A 20,188-nucleotide genomic window follows, 5' to 3' on the forward strand; every position below is an offset into this window, starting at 1 on the left:
TCGAGTGTAGGGACCGAGGGGCGTCGATGTGCGGCAGAACGGTCATCGAAGTGCCGGAACGACCTCGCCGGCATCGTCGACCTCCGGGCGCCCGGAACGGCGCGCGGACAGCGTGACCGCGCAGACCAGCGCGCCCAGCGCCGCGATGACGGCGGCGACCATCAGCGCGTCGTGCAGGCCGGAGACGAACTCGTCCGGCGATCCGCCCGGCAGCATCGACTGCGCGGGCAGCAGGACGCCGAGACCGGCGACGCCCACCGCGATGCCGGTCTGGCGGAACGCGTCGTTGATGCCCGCGGCCAATCCGACGTGGTCGGCGCTGCTCTCCCCGAGCACCAGTCCGCTCATGACCGGATTGAACACTCCGGCGCCCACCAGGGCGACGACGAACCCGGGCAGGATCGCCCACTTCGAGCCGGCCACGTCCACGACGGTCATCATCACCAGACCGGCGGACACCAGAGCGAGCGAACCGGTCAGCGTGACCGACACCGGGATTCGGCCGTCGAGTTTCGCGGTGGCGCCCGCGACGACGAACATGGCGACCGTCCCGGGCAGGTACACCAGCCCTGCCTCGACAGGCGACAGGTGCAGGATGTTCTGCAGGTAGATCGTGGTGTATACGAACACCGCGAACAGCGACGCCGAGATCGCGAACGCCGCGACCTGTGCCCCCGCGAACGCCCGGTTCCGCATCAGCTGCGGCGGCAACATCGGTTCACGCGCCCGCAGTTCGTATGCGACGAAGCCGATCAGGGCAACCACACCGACGGCGAGGGCGACGACCGTCGCCGCCGAGGTCCACCCGACCTCGTTGCCGCGCAACAATCCGAACACCAGTGCACCCAGCCCGACGCAGACGAGGATCTGTCCGATCACGTCGGCACCACGCGGGTTCGGATCCCGCGATTCCGGTACCCACCGGACGGTGACGGCGAGGGTGAGCAGCCCGATCGGGACGTTGATCAGGAAGATGGCCCGCCAGTGCACCAGTTCGGTCAGCAACCCGCCCACCAGCGGCCCGATCGCGAAGGCCCCGCCGATCGTGGCACCGTACGCGGCCAGCGCCGTCGCGCGTGCGGGTCCCTTCTCGAACACGTCCGCGAGGAGGGCGAGCGAGCAGGCGAACAGGATGGCGCCGCCGACCCCCTGTGCGGTGCGGGCGAGGTCGAGCACCCAGATGTTCGGCGCCAGCGTGCAGAGCAGCGAGGCGACGGTGAACGCCGCGATGCCGATTTCGAACACGTGGCGACGCCCACGCCGGTCGGCCCACGATCCGGCGCTGAGGACCACGGTGGCCAACGCGAGGGTGTAGGCGTCGACGACCCATTGCAGCCCGCTCACCCCGGTGTCGAGGTCGACCGCGATGGACGGCAGGGCGGTGTTGACCACGGCGATGTCGAGCATCAGCATCGCCGTGGTCACACAGACCACGATCAGGGTTGCGCGTCGCGTCGCGGCGCTCTTCGGAACTGTCAGGGCCGGCATCGGCTGTCCTCGGGTGTCGTCGGGACGACGCGAGGGCTCTCGCGCCGTCCCCACCGTGCGCCGGCACACTTGGCTCACACCGGGCGAAATCCTTGGAGACGGCCCGACTAACGCTCGAGGTGCGCCTTCATCGCGGCAAGGGTGTCGTGCATCCCGGCCTGCATCAGCGTGTCCCGGTCGCGGCCGATCAGCGTGGAGCGCTGCACGAGCCGCACGTACCAGGCGGGGGTGCCGTAGATCTCCCGGGTCTCGGTGATCCGGCTGCCCGCATCGGCCGGCTCGACGAGATAGCTCCAGCGTGCCTTCGGTTCGTCGGACTGGAATGAGAACCTCTGTCCGGGAATCACTTCCACCACGGTGCAGTGGGTCTTCCAGCGCATCAGCCCGTGCCGGTTGGTACCGGTGAACGTCGCACCGACGGTCACCGGCGCGCCGCCGGTCCAGCGCCCGCCGGTGTTCTCGGGGCTGAAGCGGTTGTAGCCGGCGATGTCGGTGACCACGTCCCACACCCGGTCCGGCGCGGCGGCGACCTCGATGCTCGCGACGTCCATCTCTACCTCCCGGGCAGGTACTTCATCACGGCGATGAACGGGGCCAGCACCTTCGACCACACCTTCGGCGGAAGTCCCCGCGGCCCACCGAGATTGAGCACCCGGGTGGTGGCGACCGTCTGCGACTCGGTGTACTTGAGCAGGCCGTCGACACCGTGCCTGCGGCCGACACCCGAGACGCCCATGCCGCCCATCGGGGCGGCGGTGCTGCCCCACGCCGGCGCGTAGCCCTCGTCGACGTTGACGGTGCCGGCCCGGACCCGGGCGGCGATGGCCTCACCCTCGGCCTTGCTGCCCGCCCACACGCTGGCGTTGAGGCCGTATTCGGTGTCGTTGGCCTTCGCGACGGCCTCCTCCACGTCGGCGACCGGGTAGATCGACACCAGCGGACCGAACGTCTCGTTGCGGGCGCATTCCATCTCGTCGGTGACCCCGGTGAGCACCGTCGGCTCGAAGAACAGCGGGCCGAGGTCGGGGCGCGCCCGGCCGCCCGCGACCACCGTCGCACCCTTGGCGACGGCGTCGTCGACGTGCCCGGACACGGTCTTGACCTGCGCCTCGGAGACCAGCGAGCCCATCTCGGTCCCGAACTCGTAGCCGGGGCCGAGGGTCATCTTCTTGACCCGGTCGCCGAACATGCGGGTGAACTCGGCGGCCACCGGCTGCTCGACGTAGATCCGCTCGATGGAGATGCACAGCTGCCCGGAATTCGAGAAGCAGGCACGCACGGCGGCGTCGGTGACCTCGCGCAGGTTGGCGCCCCTGGTGACGATCATCGGGTTCTTGCCGCCGAGCTCGGCGGAGAAGCCGATCAGCCGGCGTCCGGCCTGCTCGGCGAGCAGCTGCCCGGTGGCGGTGGAACCGGTGAACATCAGGTAGTCGGAGTTCTCCACGATCGCGGTGCCGACCACCGAGCCCGGCCCGGGGACGACCGCGAACAGGTCCTTCGGCAGCCCGGCCCGGTACAGCAGGTCGACGCAGGCCAGCGCGCAGTACGGGGTCTGACTGTCCGGCTTGATGACGACTGCGTTGCCTGCGAGCAGTGCCGCGATGGCGTCGGAGACGGCGAGGGTCATCGGGTAGTTCCACGGCGAGATGACGCCGACGACGCCCTTCGCGTGGTGGTTGACGACGGTCTTGGTCAGGCCGGGGAGCATGCCCTGCACGCGCTTCGGCTTCAGCGCCTTGGGGGCGAGCTTGGCGTAGAAGCGAGAGGTCATCGCGATGTCGAGGACCTCCTCGAGCGCGGACGCACGGGCCTTCCCGGTCTCGGCCTGCGCCATGTCCAGCAGGGCCTCACGATTCGAGAGCACCAGGTCGCGGTAGCGGTGGAAGATCTCCGCCCGCTCGGCCGGGGTGCGCCGCGCCCACTCCCGCTGGGCGACGCGCGCCCGCTCGATCGCGTCGATCGCGTCCTGCGCGGTGCCGACCGGGATGGTCGCCAGCTCCCGGCCGGTGAACGCCTCTACGACCGGGCGGGTGGGCCGGTTCGCGGCGTCGGGGATGGCGACGAGCTTTCCGAGCCTTTCGAACGTCGCGGCGGACGGAGCAGGCATTTCGTACCCCTACTGGTTAGTAGTTTCAGCGGTTACAGACAACCTACCGCGTTCGTGGTCGCCGTCACAGGCATGTTCGGCACTGCGCCCGTGACCGGTGCCACGACCCGGATCCACCCGACTATGGCGTCCATCACACTTGCGTCTTTTTTGGCACGATTCCAGAACAGGATCCAGCGCTTATAGCCCTCGTCTATCAACACACAAAGAACAATCGATTGGTGCAATCAATAAACCCTCGTTAGGGTCGAAACGGACACACCAACATCCCGAAATGAATGAGGCCATACATGTCGCTGATCAACAAGAAGATCAAGCCCTTCTCCGCGGAGGCGTTCAAAGACGGTGCCTTCGTTACCGTTTCCGACGAGGACATCAAGGGCAAGTGGGCGGTCTTCTACTTCTACCCGGCCGACTTCACGTTCGTCTGCCCGACCGAGCTCGGCGACCTCGCCGACCACTACGACGAACTGCAGGGCCTGGGCGTCGAGGTCTTCTCCGTCTCCACTGACACCCACTTCACGCACAAGGCGTGGCACGGCTCGTCCGACACCATCGCGAAGATCAAGTACGCGATGATCGGTGACCCGACCCTGCAGATCAGCACCGACTTCGAGGTCCTCCGCGAGAACCAGGGCCTGGCCGACCGCGGCACCTTCCTGGTCGACCCGGACGGCGTCATCCAGTTCACCGAGGTCACCGCCGAGGGCATCGGCCGCAACGCCGCCGAGCTCGTCCGCAAGGTCAAGGCCGCGCAGTACGTCCGCTCGCACCCGGGCGAGGTCTGCCCGGCGAAGTGGGAAGAGGGCGAAGAGACCCTCGCTCCGTCGCTGGAGCTCGTCGGCAAGATCTGATTCGCCGACGGTGCTCGTCCGGTGGCACGGGATCACCCCGTGCCACCGGCGCCAGCGCGCCGCGCGCAGATCACCACGCCTCGGCTCGAGCTGAGAAGTTCGCCGACTCCCGTTCCATCAAGTCACTGTTCTTCTTCCAACACATGGAGTAGTTCTCATGCTCGAAGCCTCCCTCGCCAACCAACTGAAGTCGCTCCTCGAGAAGGTGACCCAGCCGATCGAGCTGGTGTCCTCCCTCGACGAGGGCGCGAAGTCCACCGAGCTCGCCGAACTCCTGGACCAGATCGCCGGCCTGTCGGATCAGGTCACCCACACCCGCACCGGCGACGACCCGCGTCGCCCCTCGTTCGCGATCCGCCGCGTCGGCACCGACGTCGAGGTGCAGTTCGCCGGCATCCCCCTCGGCCACGAGTTCACGTCCCTCGTCCTCGCCCTGCTGCAGGTCGGCGGGCACCCGTCCAAGGAGGACGCGGACCTGCTCGCACAGGTGCGGGACCTCGAAGGCGACTTCTACTTCGAGACCTACTTCTCGCTGTCCTGCCAGAACTGCCCCGACGTCGTGCAGGCGCTGAACGTGATGGCCGTGCTCAACCCGCGCGTCAAGCACATCGCGATCGAGGGCTCCCTCTTCCAGGACGAGGTCGACAGCCGCCAGGTGATGGCGGTGCCGACGGTGTTCCTCAACGGCGAGCCGTTCGGCTCCGGCCGGATGAGCCTGGAACAGATCGTCGGCAAGCTCGACACGGGCGCCGCGGAACGCACCGCCACCGCGATCTCCGAGAAGGACCCCTTCGACGTGCTCGTCGTCGGCGGCGGCCCGGCCGGCGCCACCGCGGCGATCTACGCGGCCCGCAAGGGAATCCGTACCGGTGTGGTGGCCGAGCGGTTCGGTGGCCAGGTGCTCGACACGATGGGCATCGAGAACTTCGCGTCGGTCCCCTACACCGAGGGCCCGAAGTTCGCCGCCGAGCTCGAGAACCACGTTCGCCAGTACGACGTCGACATCATGAACGTCCAGAACGCCGCGAAGCTGACGCCGGCCGAGACCGAGCAGGGCCTCGTCGAGGTCGAGCTCGCCTCCGGCGCACGGCTGCTGTCGAAGACGGTGATCCTCTCCACCGGCGCGCGCTGGCGGTCGATGAACGTTCCCGGCGAGAACGAGTACCGGAACAAGGGCGTCACGTACTGCCCGCACTGCGACGGCCCCCTCTTCAAGGGCAAGCGGGTCGCGGTGATCGGCGGCGGCAACTCCGGCGTCGAGGCGGCCATCGATCTCGCCGGCATCGTCGCGCACGTCACCCTCGTGGAGTTCGACTCGCAGCTGCGCGCCGACGATGTCCTGCAGCGCAAGCTCCGCAGCCTGCCCAACGTCGACATCCTGCTCAGCACCCTGTCGACCGAGGTCCTCGGCGACGGCGACAAGGTGACCGGCCTGGCCTACACGGACCGCACCACCGACGAGTCGCACACCGTCGACCTGGACGGCGTCTTCGTGCAGATCGGCCTGCTGCCGAACACCGAATGGCTCTCCGGCACAGTCGAACTCACCCCGCGCGGCGAGATCGTCGTAGACGACCACGGCCGCACGTCGGTCCCCGGCGTGTTCGCGGCCGGCGACTGCACCACGGCCCCGTACAAGCAGATCATCGTCGCCGCCGGATCCGGCGCGACGGCGGCGCTCGGTGCCTTCGACCACCTCATCCGCACCAGCACCCCGGCGGAGGCCGAGGCCCCGGTCGAGGTCGCGGCCGGATAACGCGACGGCCGAGAAGGCGTAGTCGAAATCCGCGAATGCGGCCCCGGTTGGCTTTTCAACCGGGGCCGCATTCGTCGTCGGGAGAATCGTGGTCCGCCGGTCGTCCGGTGTCAGGGCGACTAACCTGACGACATGGACCCGCCCGTGACGCGGTACGTCCAGCGCGACGGCAACGCGCTGGCCTACCAGGTGGTTGGCGATGGACCGCGCACCGTGGCCTGGTTCTTCGAGGTCATGATGCACCCGGATCTCATGTGGACCGACCCGCACCTGCACTACAACTTCGAACGCTGCTCCACCTACGCGCGGTCACTGTTCTTCCAGCGTCGCGGTCTCGGGCTCTCGGATCCCATCGATCACGTCCCGACGCTCGAGGAGCAGGCCGACGACGTCCTCGCGGTCCTCGACGACGCCGGTGTCGCCCGGGCCACCCTGGTCGGGGCGTGCAGCACCTGCGGCCCGCTGGCCCTGCTGGCCGCCCGCTGCCCCGACCGCGTCACCGGACTGGTTCTCGCCGAACCCTGGTCCGAGGCGTTGCTGCGGGACGACGAGGGCGTCACCGACGGGTGGACCGCTGCGCAGCGGGACCGCTTCGTGGGCTCCTACCGCGGCGCCTACGCGCACTGGGGCCAGGGGGAACTCAGCGCCCTCACCCATCCCACCCTCGACATGCCGCACAACCGCCGCATCATGGCGCTTCTCGAACGTTGTTCGGCCACACCGGGAACCGCGCAGGCGCACCTCGAGTGGGCCCTGCGCGCCGACTACGCGCGTGTGCTGCCGTCCATCCAGTGCCGGACGGAGATCCTGCACCAGCCGGACAGTCTGTTCGCCCGGGACGCCGTGCGACGGGTCGCGGACCTCACCCCCGAGTCCCGTTTCCTCGACCTCCCACCGATTCTCGCGGGAGCAACCCTGGGCGAGGCCCTGATTCCCGTTCTCGACCGCGTCGAGGAACTGGTGACCGGAGCGGTACGGCCGGTGGACGCGGACCGGTTCCTCGCCACGGTCCTGTTCACCGACGTCGTGCGGTCCACGGATGTGCTCGCCGAGATCGGCGACACCAGATTCGCGGCCCTGCTGACCGCACACGACCGACTCGTGCGTGGCGAGGTCGAGTCCGGGGGCGGTCGCCTGATCGGCATCGCCGGGGACGGCACCCTGAGCGTGTTCGACGGCCCGGTGGCCGCACTCCGGTGCGCCCTTCGAATCGACTCCGCTGCAGCAGATCTCGGCCTGCAGGTGCGATCGGGGATCAACGTGGGCGCGGTCACCCGCGCCGGCCCCGAACTGACCGGGATGGCGGTGCACGTCGGGGCCCGGATCGCGGCCTCCGCGCACCCCGGAGAGGTGCGCTGCTCGCGCCTGGCCCGCGACCTCGCACGCGGTTCCGACATCGAGTTCACCGACCTCGGACAGCACCGCCTCAAAGGCGTCCCCGAGCAGGTCCACGTGTACTCCGCGACGAGCCGGGACCGGCTACCGCAGCCACCGCTCCCACCGCGCCCGACACCGGCCGACCGAGCGGTGCTGACCATGGCCCGCCGGGTTCCCGGGGTGATGCGCGGACTCGCGCGCCTCGCCACCCACCGGCGCCTACGCTGAGGACATGGATCCGCCGGAAACGCGGTACGTCCAGCGCGACGGGCACGCGCTGGCCTATCAGGTGGTGGGAGCGGGCGGCTCGAACGTGGTGTGGCTCTTCGAGATCAACATGCACCTCGATCTGATGTGGACCGATCCGCAGATCCACTACCTGATGGAACGCGGCGGCGGCTTCGCGCGGACCGTGTTCTTCCAGCGTCGCGGCGTCGGCCTGTCCGATCCCGTCGACCACCTGCCCACCCTCGACGAACAGGCCGACGACGTGCTCGCGGTCATGGACGCCGCCGGGATGCCTCGCGCCACGATGGTCGGCGTGGCGAGCGGGGGCGGGCCGGTCGCGCTGGTCGCCGCACGGGCCCCGGAGCGGGTCGCCGGGCTGGTGCTGATCCAGCCCTTCGCGGAACATCTGTTCACCGCAGACGGCCAGGCCGTCGTTCCGACCGGCTGGGACCGCGACCACCTCGAATGGTTCGTGTCCGGTTGGCGGAACGCCTACCGGCACTGGGGTGCCGGGGAGAGTGTCCCGATGTGGGATCCCGCCGTCGATTCACCCTTCAACCGGCGAGTGATGGCGATGCTCGAACGCTGCTCGGCCACCCCCGCCACCGCGCAGGAGCTCCTCGAGAGCATGATGAGGGCCGACTACGCGGACGCGCTGCCCGCGATCCAGTGCCCGGCCCGGGTACTGCTCGTGCCGCGCAGCCCGGTGTCTCGCGGAGCCGCGCGGCACGTCGCCGACCTGATCCCGCACGGCAGCTTCCATCTGCTGCCGCCGGCGCCGCCCGGCGCCGCCCTCGGGGAGGCGTGGGTGCCGATCCTCGAGCACGTCGAAGAGGTGGTCACCGGCGCCCACCACCCGGCGGCCGCCGACCGGTTCCTGGCGACCGTCCTGTTCACCGACCTGGTCGGCTCGACGCAGACCCTGGCCCGACTGGGGGATCTGGCGTATCGGGAAGTGCGTGCCACTCACGAACGGCAGGTCCGTTCCGGCGTCGAGGACGCGGGTGGTCGCGTGCTGACGGTCGCCGGGGACGGCACCTTCAGCGTGTTCGACGGCGCCGCGGCGGCGGTGCGCTGCGCCCACGAGATCTGCGAACAGGCACACGCACTCGGCCTCGAGGTCCGGGCCGGCGTGCACACCGGAGAGGTTCAGCGCAGTGGACCTGACCTGACCGGGATGACGGTGCACGTCGGCGCCCGTATCGGTGCCGCCGCCGGCGCAGGCGAGGTCCTGGTCTCGCGGGCCGTCCGCGACCTCACCGCCGGATCCGGGCTCGCCTTCGCCGACCGCGGCACCCACACGCTGAGGGGCGTGCCCGGACGCTGGCAGCTGTTCGCGCTGACCCCCGGCGCCCGGCGCGACCCACTGCCCCGGCTGCGCCCGAACCTGTCCGCCTTCGACCGCGCCGTCCTCACCGTTGCCCGCCGCACCCCGCGGGTCCTGCGGGGTGCGGTCCGGATGGCCAACGCCAGGCAGCGACGACTGTCCCGCTGACCCCCGCTGCGGCCGGCCCGGTGTCATGGACCGGCGGTGACGCGCTGCGGCACAACTGAACTCGGACTCACCCCTCGCGCGGGGTGATGGCCGTGATCCGGGTGCCCTCCGGTGTGGTCACGGTCAGCACCGTCTGCGGGTAGTGCGTGGTGCTGCCGTCCGGGCGGCGTTCGAACACGTCGACCGCGTAGGCGCCGTCGGTCGCCTTGCGCACCAGCACGCAGTGCGTGGTGCCGACGGGAATCTGCGCGATTCCCTTGCCGATCTGCTCGGCGGAGCCGACTCGGGCATCGGGTGCGACGTGTTCACGGGCACGGGCACCGTCCCGCAGCACGTAGTAGGCGCGTTCGAAACCGGCTATCGCGGCCTCGCCGGGGTCGGCGGCGTCGACCGAGGCGGGGGTGCCCGCCCCGAGCCCCGCGCACCACGCCGTGTCGGCCGGTTCGGGTTCGGCCCGACCGGTCGTGGTGCCGGTCGTCGACCGGTCCGACATGTTCAGCACCAATCCCACGGTGGTGACGACCGCCGCGACCAGCACGGCCGCGGCCGCGACGAGCAGGACACCGCGACGCGGCCGTAGCCGGCGATGGGGTCGCGGCGGCTCCGGGCGGCCATCGGACGCGTCGGCCGGGCCGCCGGGCGCCGGGGGCGCGGGGTCCGACAGCCACGCCGGCTCGGCGACCGCCGGACCGGTCTGGCCGGCGGCGGCCGCGGTGCCGTCCTCGTGCGGGCTCATCTCCGACGGATCCATCGGCCTGCTCGCCCCCCTTCCTGCCGCCTCACACGGGTGCGCGGGCGGAGTTCCGGCCCACCTTCCGGTACCCGCCCTGCGGGCCTAGACCAACCCGGCCACGACGGCGCCGGCCACCTCGCCCGCCGGGCCGGTGATCGGCGCGAACGCGTCCGCCGTTGCCGTCGCGGTGGCCTCGACGCGGTGGACCAGCTCAGGCCCGCCGGGCCGTCCCAGCGTGGCCGTGCGGACCTGCTCGGTCGTCGCGGCGACCTGCGGCGGCACCCATTCGACGGCGTCGCGGACCGCGTCGACCGCCTGGGGTCCGCCGGGCAGCGTCTCGACCTGCGCGACCGTCGCCCGTGTTCCCTCGGTGATCGCCCCCGGATCCACGGTCGGGGCGTCCGGGATCTGCATCTCGACCGGCTCGGCGAGGGTGTCGCCGGCGCCGAACGCCATGCCCTGCGCCGCACCGACAACGGCGCCCGCCGTGCCGGCCACGACCGCGACCGGGATTCCCGCCGCCGCCGCGCCGATGCCTGCGCCCGCGGCAATGGTCAGCACCGGCGCGGTGATCGTGCCGACGCCGGGGAGGACGGCGGTTCCGATGCCCACCGATTCCGGCAGGACCGTCGTCCCGATCGCGCCACCGACCAACCCGCCCGCGACGGCCGCGGGGAGGCCGAGGGCTGCGGCGGCTCCGAGCCCGCCGGCAGCGGCTCCGGCGACGGTCGCGGCACCGATCCGGTCTGCGCGGGAGGCCTCGACACCGACCGACCGCCACGCGGTGTTGACCTGCGCCTCGTAGGCGGCGGCGGTGTTGTTGGTCTTGTCGAGATCCTCCTCGGACAGCCAATTCGGCTTGTCCGCAACGTAATCGCCGAGCCGGAGGCGCTGAGCCGGGGCCTCGATCGGGGCGACCGGCTCGACCGGGACCGGCAGGTGCAACTGTTGCACGCCGGCCGGGGCGATCGGGGCCTCCTCGTAGTAGTACGTCGGGGCGGGGCGGGTGGGGACGTTGTCGTATTCCACGGGCGGCGCGACCCAGTACGCCTTCGGCTCGTCGGGGACGACGTCGGCGGTCGGCGGCGACACCTCCGCGGCGGGTGAGGGGACCTCGGCGTCCACACCCGGTTGGGCCTCGGGCGCGTCGCTCACGCCCGGCTGCACGGGGACCGCGGCCGCGACCCCGGAGTAGGCGATGGCGATGGCGACGGGTAGCGCACCGGCCACCGTGACCCGCTCGACGCGGCGGCGGTGCCTGCCCTTCGAAACGGCACTGCTCATGTGAAGTTCCCTCCGGTCGTGAATCGAACACCGCACCGTGCGATGCATGAGGGAGGGAAGCGACGCGTGCGCGCGCCGAATACGGTCGAGCTCAAGCCAATTCCCCCTGAGACGGTGGAAGGCCCGCCGAAGCAACGTGCCCCCACACGGTGTACTGAAAATCTGCCCGCGGACCACTCCCCAACGGTGCGACGCGAGCGCAGAGATCATAGAGTTGACCACCAGCCCAGGACAAGCCCTAACAGACCGACCGGTCTGACCAGCGGAAAGCCGCCGGTCCCGCCGACCGGGCGCCGCGGCTACCCTGGATGCATGGACCCGCCGGGGACCAGGTATGTCGAGCGTGACGGGCACGCGCTGGCCTACCAGGTCGTGGGCGAGGGCGGCGCCGACGTCGTCCTGTTCCTCGAGATCGGTCTGCACCCGGATCTGATGTGGACCGATCCGCACATCCACTACGTGTTCGAGCGCGCCGCGGCCTTCGGCCGGATGGTGTATTTCCAGCGCCGCGGCTTCGGCCTGTCCGACCCCGTCGACCACGTCCCCACCCTCGACGAACAGGCCGAGGACGTCCTGGCGGTGATGGACGCCGTCGGAGTTCCTCGCGCCACCCTGGTCGGCATCGCCAGCACCTGCGGTGCCCTCGCCCTCGTCGCCGCCCGCGCCCCCGATCGCGTGTCCGGCATGGTGCTGCAGCAACCGTTCGTGGAGGGGGCGCTCCGCGACGGCGTCGGCCCGCCGCGGGGGTGGACCGAGGAGGAGCGGGACCGGTTCGTCGACGGATGGCGCGCCGCGTACGACAACTGGGGGTCTGGCCAGTTGCTCGCGGCATGGGATACCGCACTGGACTCGCCGTTCAATCGGCGTCTGATGGCGCTGCTCGAGCGTTGCTCGGCGACTCCCGCCACCGCCCGCGCACATCTCGAATGGTGGCTCCGGATCGACTATTTCGACGCACTCGCCTCCATCCAGTGCCCGACGCGGGTGCTGCATTCCGCCGGGAGCCCGATCCCGCTGGAGGGGTCCCGCCGGATCGCCGAGGCGATTCCGCACGGCACACTGCACGTGCTGCCCCGACAGCCGCCGGGCACCTCGCTCGGGGAGGGCTGGATACCGGTGCTCGACCACATCGAGCGGGTCGCGACCGGCGTCAGCCGACCCGTCCACGCCGAGCGCTACCTCGCGACGGTGCTGTTCACCGACGTCGCCGGGTCCACCGAGACCCTCGCCCGGATCGGCGACGGGCGGTACCGCGAACTTCGTGCCTCGTACGAACGGCAGGTGCGCAACGAGGTCGATACGGCGGGCGGGCGCCTGGTGAACGTCGCCGGCGACGGCACGCTGAGCGTGTTCGACGGTCCGGTCGCCGCGGTCCGGTGCGCCCGCACCGTCTGCCGGCAGGCCGCGGACCTGGGTCTCGGCGTGCGAGCGGGGGTGCACACCGGCGAGATCGAGGGCATCGGGACCGAACTGACCGGGATGACCGTGCACGTCGGCTCGCGGGTCGGCGCGGCGGCCGGGCCCGGCGAGGTGCTCGTGTCCCGCACGGTGCGAGACCTCGTCGTCGGATCCGAACTCGTCTTCACCGACCGCGGTGAACACGACCTCAAGGGTGTTCCCGGGCACTGGCGCCTGTACGAACTCGCCGAGGGCGAGAACGGTTTCGGTGTGATGGCACGAAAGCCGCTGAACCTCAACATGATCGACCGCACCGTGCTGCGGGTGGCTCGCCGCGCGCCGCAGGTGCTGCGGGCCACCGGCCGGCTGGCCACCGCCAGGCGCAACCGCCGCACCCGATAGCGCCGACCGAACATCCGGGCCGACCGGTGCGCGGCCACTCCGGAGTCTTACCCTGGACTGATGCCCGACCAGCGCAAACCCAGCGTCACCCAGTACCTCGGCTACCTGTTCGGCCGCACGCTGCCGGACTCGATGCAGGACTGGGTGCGGAACGATCTGGTCGGGCCGGGCTCCTCGGTGCGGTACGTCATCCGGTTCACGGTCCCGCTGATCCCGCTGTTCGTCGCCTTCTACCTGCTCATCCCGGGCGAACGGTGGATTCCGCTGGCGATGATGGCACTGCTCCTGCTGCCGGTGCTGTACTTCGCGATCGCGCTGATGAACATCTACCGCAGGCACCGGCTGCTCGCCCACGGCCTGGACCCCCAACTGCTCAACGCACGTGCGCAGCGGCGCGCGGACGCCACCCGCGAGGACTACGAGTCCCGGCACGGCCGCGGTACCGACCGGTAACTAGGCTGTGGATGTTCGTCGACGAAGGGACACCCACATGACGGAGCAGGTAGCCACCGCAGATCTGGCCGACGAGATCGGCCCCGACATCCGCAGCTGCGACACCCAGTTCATCCAGTTCGGCGGGCATGCAGTGTTCTCCGGGCGGATCACCACCATCAAGTGCTTCCAGGACAACCTGCTCGTCAAGCAGACCCTCGGCGAGCCCGGCAACGGCGGCGTCCTCGTCGTCGACGGCGACGCGAGCGTGCACACCGCGCTGGTCGGCGACATCATCGGCGGCAAGGGCGTCGCCAACGGATGGGCCGGCGTGATCGTCAACGGTGCCGTCCGTGACTCGGCGATCCTGCGCACCCTCGAGATCGGTATCAAGGCGCTCGGCACCAACCCGCGCAAGAGCACCCAGACCGGGTCGGGCGAGAAGAACGTGCCCGTCACGTTCGGCGGCGTCACCTTCAACCCCGGCGAGATGGTCTACAGCGACCACGACGGCGTCGTCGTCCGCGCGGAGGACTGACCACGGTCGTCGAGCGTGCAGTTGTCGCCGCAACGCCCGAGAGCGGCGCCGACAACCGCACGCTCGGCGCCGACCGGTCAGTCGACGATCACGACCCTGTCCCCGACCTGCACGTTCTCGTAGAACCACCGGGCGTTCTCGGGGCTCAGGTTGATGCAGCCGTGGCTGACGTTCTCGTGGCCCTGGGAGTCGACCGACCAGGGTGCAGAGTGCACGAAAATCCCGCTCCAGGTCAGCCGGACCGCGTACTCGGTGTCGATCCGGTACCCCTCCGGCGAGTCGATCGGCACCCCGTACGTGGACGAGTCCATCACCAGGTTCCGGTACTTCTCGAGCACCTCGAAGGTGCCCAGCGGGGTCTCGTGGCCCGGCTTGCCCATCGAGGCCGGCATCGTCCGCACGACCTGATCCCCGATGCTGACCGTGAACTGGTGCGTGGTGACGTTCGCGACCGCGGACACCGCGCCACCCTGTGTTCGCACCCACGGCGGCGCAGCGACCGCACCACCACCGAAAACCAAGTGCAGCAGCAGGATCACCGCCACCACGCCCAGCATCCGCAGTGCGTTCCGATGTGCCCGCATCATGGCCGTACCGCCTTTCGAGAAGACGCGACCGGTCCATCCAGTGTGGCACCGTGAGACGGCGTACGACAGTGCCCACCCCGATCGCCGAAGGGTGTGCACCTGCCGCCGCACGGCCCGGAAAGGCACGGTCGGCAGGTGCACACTCGCGACCGGGCGAGCGGCGCCGGCTACGAGCCGAAGGACAGGCCCGTCGGGCGCCGCCACGGGCCGCGGATCGCGACCGTGATGCCGGGTGTCTGGATGTTCGCGTACAGCGTCTTCCCGTCGGCGCTGAACGCCGGGCCGCAGAACTCGCTGTCGTTCAGTTCGTTTCGCGCGATCGGGAACGGATCGCCCTCCTGCGCCACCCCGATGAGGTGACTGATGCCCTCGCCGTCCTCCGCGAGGATCACGCCGCCGTACGGCGACACCGTGATGTTGTCCGGACCGTCGTAGTTGCCGGTGTCGACGGACGGGTCCGGGTTCACCCCGAACAGGGTCTTCAGCTCGATCGTCTGAGCGGCCGGGTCATGGAACCACACCTGACCGTCGTGCTCGGCGACGCTGCCGTCGCTGGTGCGGGCGTAGCTGGCGACGAAGTAGACGCCGCCGTCGCCCCACCACTGGCCCTCGAGCTTGCGGCTGCGGGTGACCTGATCGTTCGTGAACTGCTTGCGCACCGACTTGGACTTCGCGTCCCGGTCGGGAACGTCGACCCACTCCACGGTGTAGCGGACGCCGGGTTCGGTGGCCTGCGACAGGTCCGGCACGTGGACTCCGCCGGCGAAGCACTTCATCGCCTGCAGCGCACCGGCGGTGTCCCCGCCCTGTGACTGGGCGAGCGCGTGCAGCGCACCGGGGCCGCCGACGAAGCCCTGCGGCGGCGTCCACCGGTAGTACAGGCCGTTCGGGTCGGACGCGTCCTCGGTGAGGTAGATGGCGCTCGTCGCCGGGTCGACGGCGACCGCCTCGTGCGCGTACCGGCCGAGGAACTTCAGCGGAATCGGGCTCTTGCCGACGTTCGCCGCCTGCGCTGCCGGGTCGACCTCGAAAACGTAGCCGTGGTCGAGGGTGAAACCGCCGGACCCGGCCTTCGCCTCGGTTTCCTCACAGGTGAGCCAGGTCCCCCACGGAGTGATGCCGCCTGCGCAGTTGTTGACCGTGCCTGCGACGCTGACGTACTGGGCCTGACGTGCGCCGTCGCGGCCGAGGACGGTTGTGGTGGTGCCGCCGCGCGCACCCGGGTCGTAGGTGAGGCCGTCCACGGCCGGGACGCCGTAGGGCTCGTCCTTGCCGATCTCGTGGTTGGTGACGATCGCGGTGCCGTTTCCGCTTGCGAACACCCCGTTCGCGTCGGGGTCGCTCGGGAACGCGGCGCCGCCGTCGAGGAAGGTCTCACCCGACCGGGACACGACGGTGTACGAGAACCCCACGGGCAGCGCGAGGATTCGGTTGGGGTCGGGGACGAGCGGACCGTAGCCGATCGCCCTGCCCGGGGCCGCGGCCGCGAGTGCCGGGCGGAACAGGGTGTCGACGCTGCCCGCGAGCGCGACCCCGAGGCCGGCGAGGGCGGTGCGTTCGAGGAACGCGCGGCGGTTCAGTGGTGAAAGGGTCACTTCCGGGTACCTCCATCGATGAACAACGGACGACCGGACGGTAGGCAGGCAAACCCGGTGTCACGTGGACGCCGGATGACCGGCCGATGAACCGCGAAACAATTCCCTCGACAGCCGTTGCACCGAAAACCATTGACCACCAGCCAATTACGAAACCCCGAAGGTGACCGGACGATAGCGGGCCATCCCCGGCTCACGCGCACCGGCGTTCCACCCACCCGCGCGAGGGTGCCCCTCGGCCGGACGAGCTGCGGTCAGTGCGAGACGCGGGCGCGCATGCCACCGATCTCGACGACGTCGCCGGCTCGTAGCTGCCGACCGCGCCGCACCTCGACATCCCCGTTGACGGTGACCAGGCCGTCGGCGATGACCTCCTTGGCCTCCGCGCCGGAGTCGATCAGGTTGGCGAGCTTGAGGAACTGACCGAGGCGGATGACCTCGTCGCGGATGGGGACGTCTTCGGGAGCGGACATGACCTCATCATCCCGCACCCGGCCGCGGGACCGTTCACACTGGGTTCATGCCGCCGATCACCACGAGTGAACCGTCAGCTCAGCCGAAGCCGGTGCCGAAGCCGGTGCCGTCGCGGGCGCTGCCGCGCCCGGCCGACGGCCGCCTGGCGCAGGTTCCCCACATCGCCGGCCTGGTCCTCGGCGTCTACGCCGTCCTCGTGTTCCTGTGGAGCCTGTCGCCGGTGCTCCGGTACTTCATCCATCCGGTGCGGGCGTACATCGACGACTACTACTTCGACGCCCCCGACACGAGCTTCGCCTGGGCGCTGGTGCTCGGCCTGCTCGCAGCGGCCCTGGCAAGCCGTAAACGGATCGCATGGTGGCTGCTCACGATCTACCTGGTGCTGCTCGCGGTCGCGAACATCGTCGAGTTCGCGATCGACCGCAACGTGAACAACCTTGTCGCACTGGTGGCGCACCTGGCGGTGATCGGCATCCTGGTCGCGGCGCGGCCGCAGTTCTACACGCGGGTGCGGCGCGGCGCGGGGTGGAAGGCGCTCGGGGTCCTGGTCGCCGGGCTCGTGATCGGCACCCTGCTCGGGTGGGGCCTGGTGGAACTGTTCCCCGGCACCCTCCCGCAGGGCCAGCGCCTGCTGTGGGCGTTCAACCGGGTGACCGCCCTCGCGGCCATCGACAACGAGCAGTTCGACGGGCGCCCACACGGTTTCGTGAACACCCTGCTCGGCCTGTTCGGCGCCCTCGCCCTGCTCGCCGCGGTGGTCGTCCTGTTCCGGTCGCAGCGTTCGAGCAACGCCCTCACCGGCCACGACGAGTCCGCGCTGCGCGGCCTGCTCGCCCGTGGCCGCGGGGACGACTCGCTCGGCTACTTCGCCACCCGCCGTGACAAGGCGGTGGTGTTCGCGCCCTCGGGCAAGGCCGCCGTCACCTACCGCGTCGAGGTCGGGGTCTGCCTGGCCAGCGGTGACCCGATCGGCGACGAGGAGGCGTGGCCGCACGCCATCGACGCGTGGCTCGACCTCGCCTCGACCTACGGCTGGACTCCAGCCGTGATGGGCGCGAGCGAGGCCGGCGCCACCGCGTACGACCGGGCCGGGTTGACGGTCCTTCAGCTCGGCGACGAGGCGATCGTGCACACTCGAGACTTCGACCTCGCGGGCCGCGAGATGCGGCAGGTGCGCCAGGCCGTGAACCGGGTCCGCAAACAGGGTGTGACGGTGCGGATCCGCCGGCACCGCGACATCCCGGCCGAGGACATGAGGCGGGTGACAGCCCTCGCGGACGCGTGGCGTGACACCGAGACCGAACGCGGATTCTCGATGGCGCTCGGCCGCCTCGGGGACCCGGCGGACGGCGACTGCCTGCTCGTCGAGGCGGTCGGGCCCGCGACCGAGACGGACCCGGACGGCGAGGTGCTCGGCATCCTGTCACTGGTGCCGTGGGGCGTGAGCGGGGTGTCACTGGACCTGATGCGGCGGAACCCCAAGGCTCCCAACGGTGTCGTCGAGCTGATGGTCACGGAGCTGGCCACCGGCGGCGACCGGTTCGGGATCAACCGGATCTCGCTGAACTTCGCCGTCTTCCGGTCGGTGTTCGAGGAGGGCGCCCGGATCGGTGCCGGACCGGTCCTGCGGATGTGGCGGTCACTGCTGGTGTTCGCGTCCAAGTGGTGGCAGCTCGAGGCGTTGTACCGCTCGAATGTGAAGTACCAGCCCGACTGGGCGCCGCGGTACCTGTGCTTCGCGGACCGCCGGGTGCTGCCCAAGGTGGGTGTCGCCTCGGCGATCGCCGAGGGCTTCCTGACCCTGCCGAGCCTGCGCCGACGGGACGCGAGCAAGCACACGGGGGTGCACGAGGCGGTGCCTGCCGCAATGACCGGCACCGGGACGCTGCACGCGGACGGCAGCGCACCCGACGGCGTCGCCGCGATCCCCGCGCTTGTCCCCGCGGCCGCCGCACCCGAGTCGGGCCCGCGCCGGCCCGAGCAGGTGCGGGTGCGGATGGACAAGCTGGACCGGCTGACCGCTGAAGGTGTCGACGCATACCCCGTCGCCTACCCGCCGACGCACACGGTCGCGGCCGCGGCGGCGTCCCCGGAGGGCACCCGGGTGCGGATCGCCGGCCGGCTGCTGCGGATCCGCGCCTACGGCGGCGTCGCGTTCGCGGTGGTCCGGGACTGGTCCGGGGACCTGCAGGTGCTGTTCGACCGGAACACGGTCGGCGATCGCCTCGACGAGTTCACCGCCGACTTCGACCTCGGCGACCTGATCGAGGTGAGCGGCACGATCGGGCGCAGCCGCAAGGGCGAGCTGTCGCTGCTGGCCGCAGACTGGCGGATGAACGGCAAGTGCCTGCACCCGCTGCCCGACAAGTGGAAGGGCCTGTCCGACCCGGAGACCCGGGTGCGACAGCGGTACGTGGACCTGGCGATCAACCCCGACGCCCGGGACCTGCTGGTGGCGCGCAGCGCGGTGGTCAAGTCGCTGCGGGACACGCTCACCGCGCGGCAGTACCTGGAGGTGGAGACGCCGATCCTGCAGCAGGTGCACGGCGGCGCCAACGCGGCCCCGTTCCTGACCCACATCAACGCCTACCACCTGGACCTGTACCTGCGGATCGCGCCGGAGCTGTACCTCAAACGGCTCTGCGTGGCCGGGATGGAGCGGGTGTTCGAGATCGGGCGGGTGTTCCGAAACGAGGGCGTCGACTTCAAGCACAACCCGGAGTTCACGATCCTCGAGGCATACGAGGCGCACAGCGACTACGAGCAGATGATGGTGCTGTGCCGCGAGCTGATCCAGGCGGCGGCGGTCGCCGCGCACGGCCGCGAGATCATCCTGCGGCCCGGCCCGGACGGCGAGCCGGTCGAGGTCGACATCTCCGGCGAGTGGCCGGTCAAGACCATGCACGGCGCGGTCGCCGAGAAGCTGGGCGTCCCCGTCACCCCGGAGACGCCGCTCGCCGAGTTGCAGCGGCTGTGCGACGAGCACGAGATCCCGTACCAGCCGGGCTGGGACGCCGGTGCGGTGGCGCAGGAGATGTACGAGCACCTCGTCGAGGACCACACCGAGTTCCCCACCTTCTACACGAACTTCCCGACGTCGATGTCGCCGCTGACCCGGCCGCACCCCACGATCCCCGGGGTCGCGGCGAAGTGGGACCTGGTCGCATGGGGCATCGAACTGGGCACCGCGTACAGCGAACTGACCGACCCGGTCGACCAGCGGGCCCGGCTCACCGAGCAGTCACTGCTCGCTGCGGGCGGTGACGAGGAGGCGATGGAACTCGACGAGGACTTCCTGCAGGCGCTCGAGCACGCCATGCCGCCGACGGGCGGCCTCGGCATGGGCGTGGACCGGGTGGTCATGCTCATCACCGGCGGCAGCATCCGCGAGACCCTCGCGTTCCCCCTGGCGAAGCCGCGGCAGTGACCGGTGAGTGGCG

15 protein-coding genes and 1 pseudogene are annotated in these 20,188 nt (G+C 70.5%); 8 read left to right on the forward strand and 8 right to left on the reverse strand.

The annotated features are described in order from the left end of the window. Positions 1 to 42: 42 nt before the first annotated feature. The 3 genes from ACWEPG_RS14050 to ACWEPG_RS14060 all read right to left on the reverse strand — a co-directional run bounded on the left by ACWEPG_RS14050 (position 43) and on the right by ACWEPG_RS14060 (position 3,595). On the reverse strand, positions 43 to 1,488 hold the full coding sequence (locus ACWEPG_RS14050) for an MFS transporter (protein WP_452594619.1): 1,446 nt from the start codon (positions 1,486 to 1,488) through the stop codon (positions 43 to 45). A 107-nt stretch (positions 1,489 to 1,595) separates the two neighbouring features. Beyond that, complete coding sequence (locus ACWEPG_RS14055; protein WP_450112488.1) at positions 1,596 to 2,039, reverse strand: SRPBCC family protein; 444 nt, start codon at positions 2,037 to 2,039, stop codon at positions 1,596 to 1,598. A 2-nt stretch (positions 2,040 to 2,041) separates the two neighbouring features. Beyond that, entirely contained in the window at positions 2,042 to 3,595 is a 1,554-nt protein-coding gene (locus tag ACWEPG_RS14060; RefSeq protein WP_450112487.1) for a succinic semialdehyde dehydrogenase, read from the reverse strand. A 290-nt stretch (positions 3,596 to 3,885) separates the two neighbouring features. On the opposite strand from ACWEPG_RS14060, the gene ahpC reads away from it, so the two are divergent. The 4 genes from ahpC (at position 3,886) to ACWEPG_RS14080 (ending at position 9,305) form a co-directional block, all read left to right on the forward strand. Then, positions 3,886 to 4,449, forward strand: coding sequence for an alkyl hydroperoxide reductase subunit C (gene ahpC, locus ACWEPG_RS14065; RefSeq protein ID WP_450112486.1), 564 nt, complete (start codon positions 3,886 to 3,888; stop codon positions 4,447 to 4,449). Between the two features lie 157 nt (positions 4,450 to 4,606). Next, on the forward strand, positions 4,607 to 6,205 hold the full coding sequence (ahpF, locus tag ACWEPG_RS14070; protein ID WP_450112485.1) for an alkyl hydroperoxide reductase subunit F: 1,599 nt from the start codon (positions 4,607 to 4,609) through the stop codon (positions 6,203 to 6,205). Between the two features lie 132 nt (positions 6,206 to 6,337). Further along, positions 6,338 to 7,810: an adenylate/guanylate cyclase domain-containing protein gene (locus tag ACWEPG_RS14075; RefSeq protein ID WP_450112484.1), complete on the forward strand. Its 1,473-nt coding sequence runs from the start codon at positions 6,338 to 6,340 to the stop codon at positions 7,808 to 7,810. 4 nt (positions 7,811 to 7,814) lie between these two features. Further along, on the forward strand, positions 7,815 to 9,305 hold the full coding sequence (locus ACWEPG_RS14080; RefSeq protein WP_450112483.1) for an adenylate/guanylate cyclase domain-containing protein: 1,491 nt from the start codon (positions 7,815 to 7,817) through the stop codon (positions 9,303 to 9,305). Between the two features lie 67 nt (positions 9,306 to 9,372). Here ACWEPG_RS14080 and ACWEPG_RS14085 read toward each other — a convergent pair whose 3' ends face one another. Together ACWEPG_RS14085 and ACWEPG_RS14090 are read right to left on the reverse strand one after the other, a co-directional pair. Continuing rightward, positions 9,373 to 10,041 (reverse strand): hypothetical protein, encoded by a 669-nt coding sequence (locus tag ACWEPG_RS14085; protein WP_450133887.1) that lies wholly within the window; start codon positions 10,039 to 10,041, stop codon positions 9,373 to 9,375. 99 nt (positions 10,042 to 10,140) lie between these two features. Next, a complete protein-coding gene (locus tag ACWEPG_RS14090) occupies positions 10,141 to 11,322 on the reverse strand; it encodes an insoluble domain protein (RefSeq protein ID WP_452594620.1) in 1,182 nt (393 codons plus the stop codon). Between the two features lie 312 nt (positions 11,323 to 11,634). Here ACWEPG_RS14090 and ACWEPG_RS14095 point away from each other — a divergent pair, with 312 nt between their 5' ends. The 3 genes from ACWEPG_RS14095 to rraA are packed head-to-tail and all read left to right on the forward strand — an operon-like array spanning position 11,635 to position 14,092. Beyond that, on the forward strand, positions 11,635 to 13,122 hold the full coding sequence (locus ACWEPG_RS14095) for an adenylate/guanylate cyclase domain-containing protein (protein WP_452594621.1): 1,488 nt from the start codon (positions 11,635 to 11,637) through the stop codon (positions 13,120 to 13,122). Positions 13,123 to 13,182: 60 nt separating this feature from the next. Then, a complete protein-coding gene (locus ACWEPG_RS14100) occupies positions 13,183 to 13,575 on the forward strand; it encodes a DUF5313 family protein (RefSeq protein WP_450112479.1) in 393 nt (130 codons plus the stop codon). Positions 13,576 to 13,612: 37 nt separating this feature from the next. Next, positions 13,613 to 14,092 carry a ribonuclease E activity regulator RraA gene (rraA, locus tag ACWEPG_RS14105; protein WP_450112478.1) on the forward strand — a complete coding sequence of 160 codons (480 nt, stop codon included), beginning with the start codon at positions 13,613 to 13,615 and terminating at the stop codon, positions 14,090 to 14,092. Between the two features lie 77 nt (positions 14,093 to 14,169). Here rraA and ACWEPG_RS14110 read toward each other — a convergent pair. The 3 genes and pseudogenes from ACWEPG_RS14110 to ACWEPG_RS14120 all read right to left on the reverse strand — a co-directional run. After that, positions 14,170 to 14,562 (reverse strand): annotated as a pseudogene (locus ACWEPG_RS14110) (L,D-transpeptidase); the annotation flags it as partial. Positions 14,563 to 14,846: 284 nt separating this feature from the next. Further along, positions 14,847 to 16,274: an alkaline phosphatase PhoX gene (locus ACWEPG_RS14115; protein WP_450133885.1), complete on the reverse strand. Its 1,428-nt coding sequence runs from the start codon at positions 16,272 to 16,274 to the stop codon at positions 14,847 to 14,849. A 254-nt stretch (positions 16,275 to 16,528) separates the two neighbouring features. Beyond that, a complete protein-coding gene (locus tag ACWEPG_RS14120; protein ID WP_452594622.1) occupies positions 16,529 to 16,747 on the reverse strand; it encodes an RNA-binding S4 domain-containing protein in 219 nt (72 codons plus the stop codon). A gap of 47 nt (positions 16,748 to 16,794) precedes the next feature. Here ACWEPG_RS14120 and lysX point away from each other — a divergent pair, with 47 nt between their 5' ends. After that, entirely contained in the window at positions 16,795 to 20,175 is a 3,381-nt protein-coding gene (gene lysX, locus ACWEPG_RS14125) for a bifunctional lysylphosphatidylglycerol synthetase/lysine--tRNA ligase LysX (protein ID WP_452594623.1), read from the forward strand. The last annotated feature ends 13 nt before the right edge of the window (positions 20,176 to 20,188 follow it).

This window comes from Rhodococcus sp. NPDC004095, assembly GCF_053604015.1.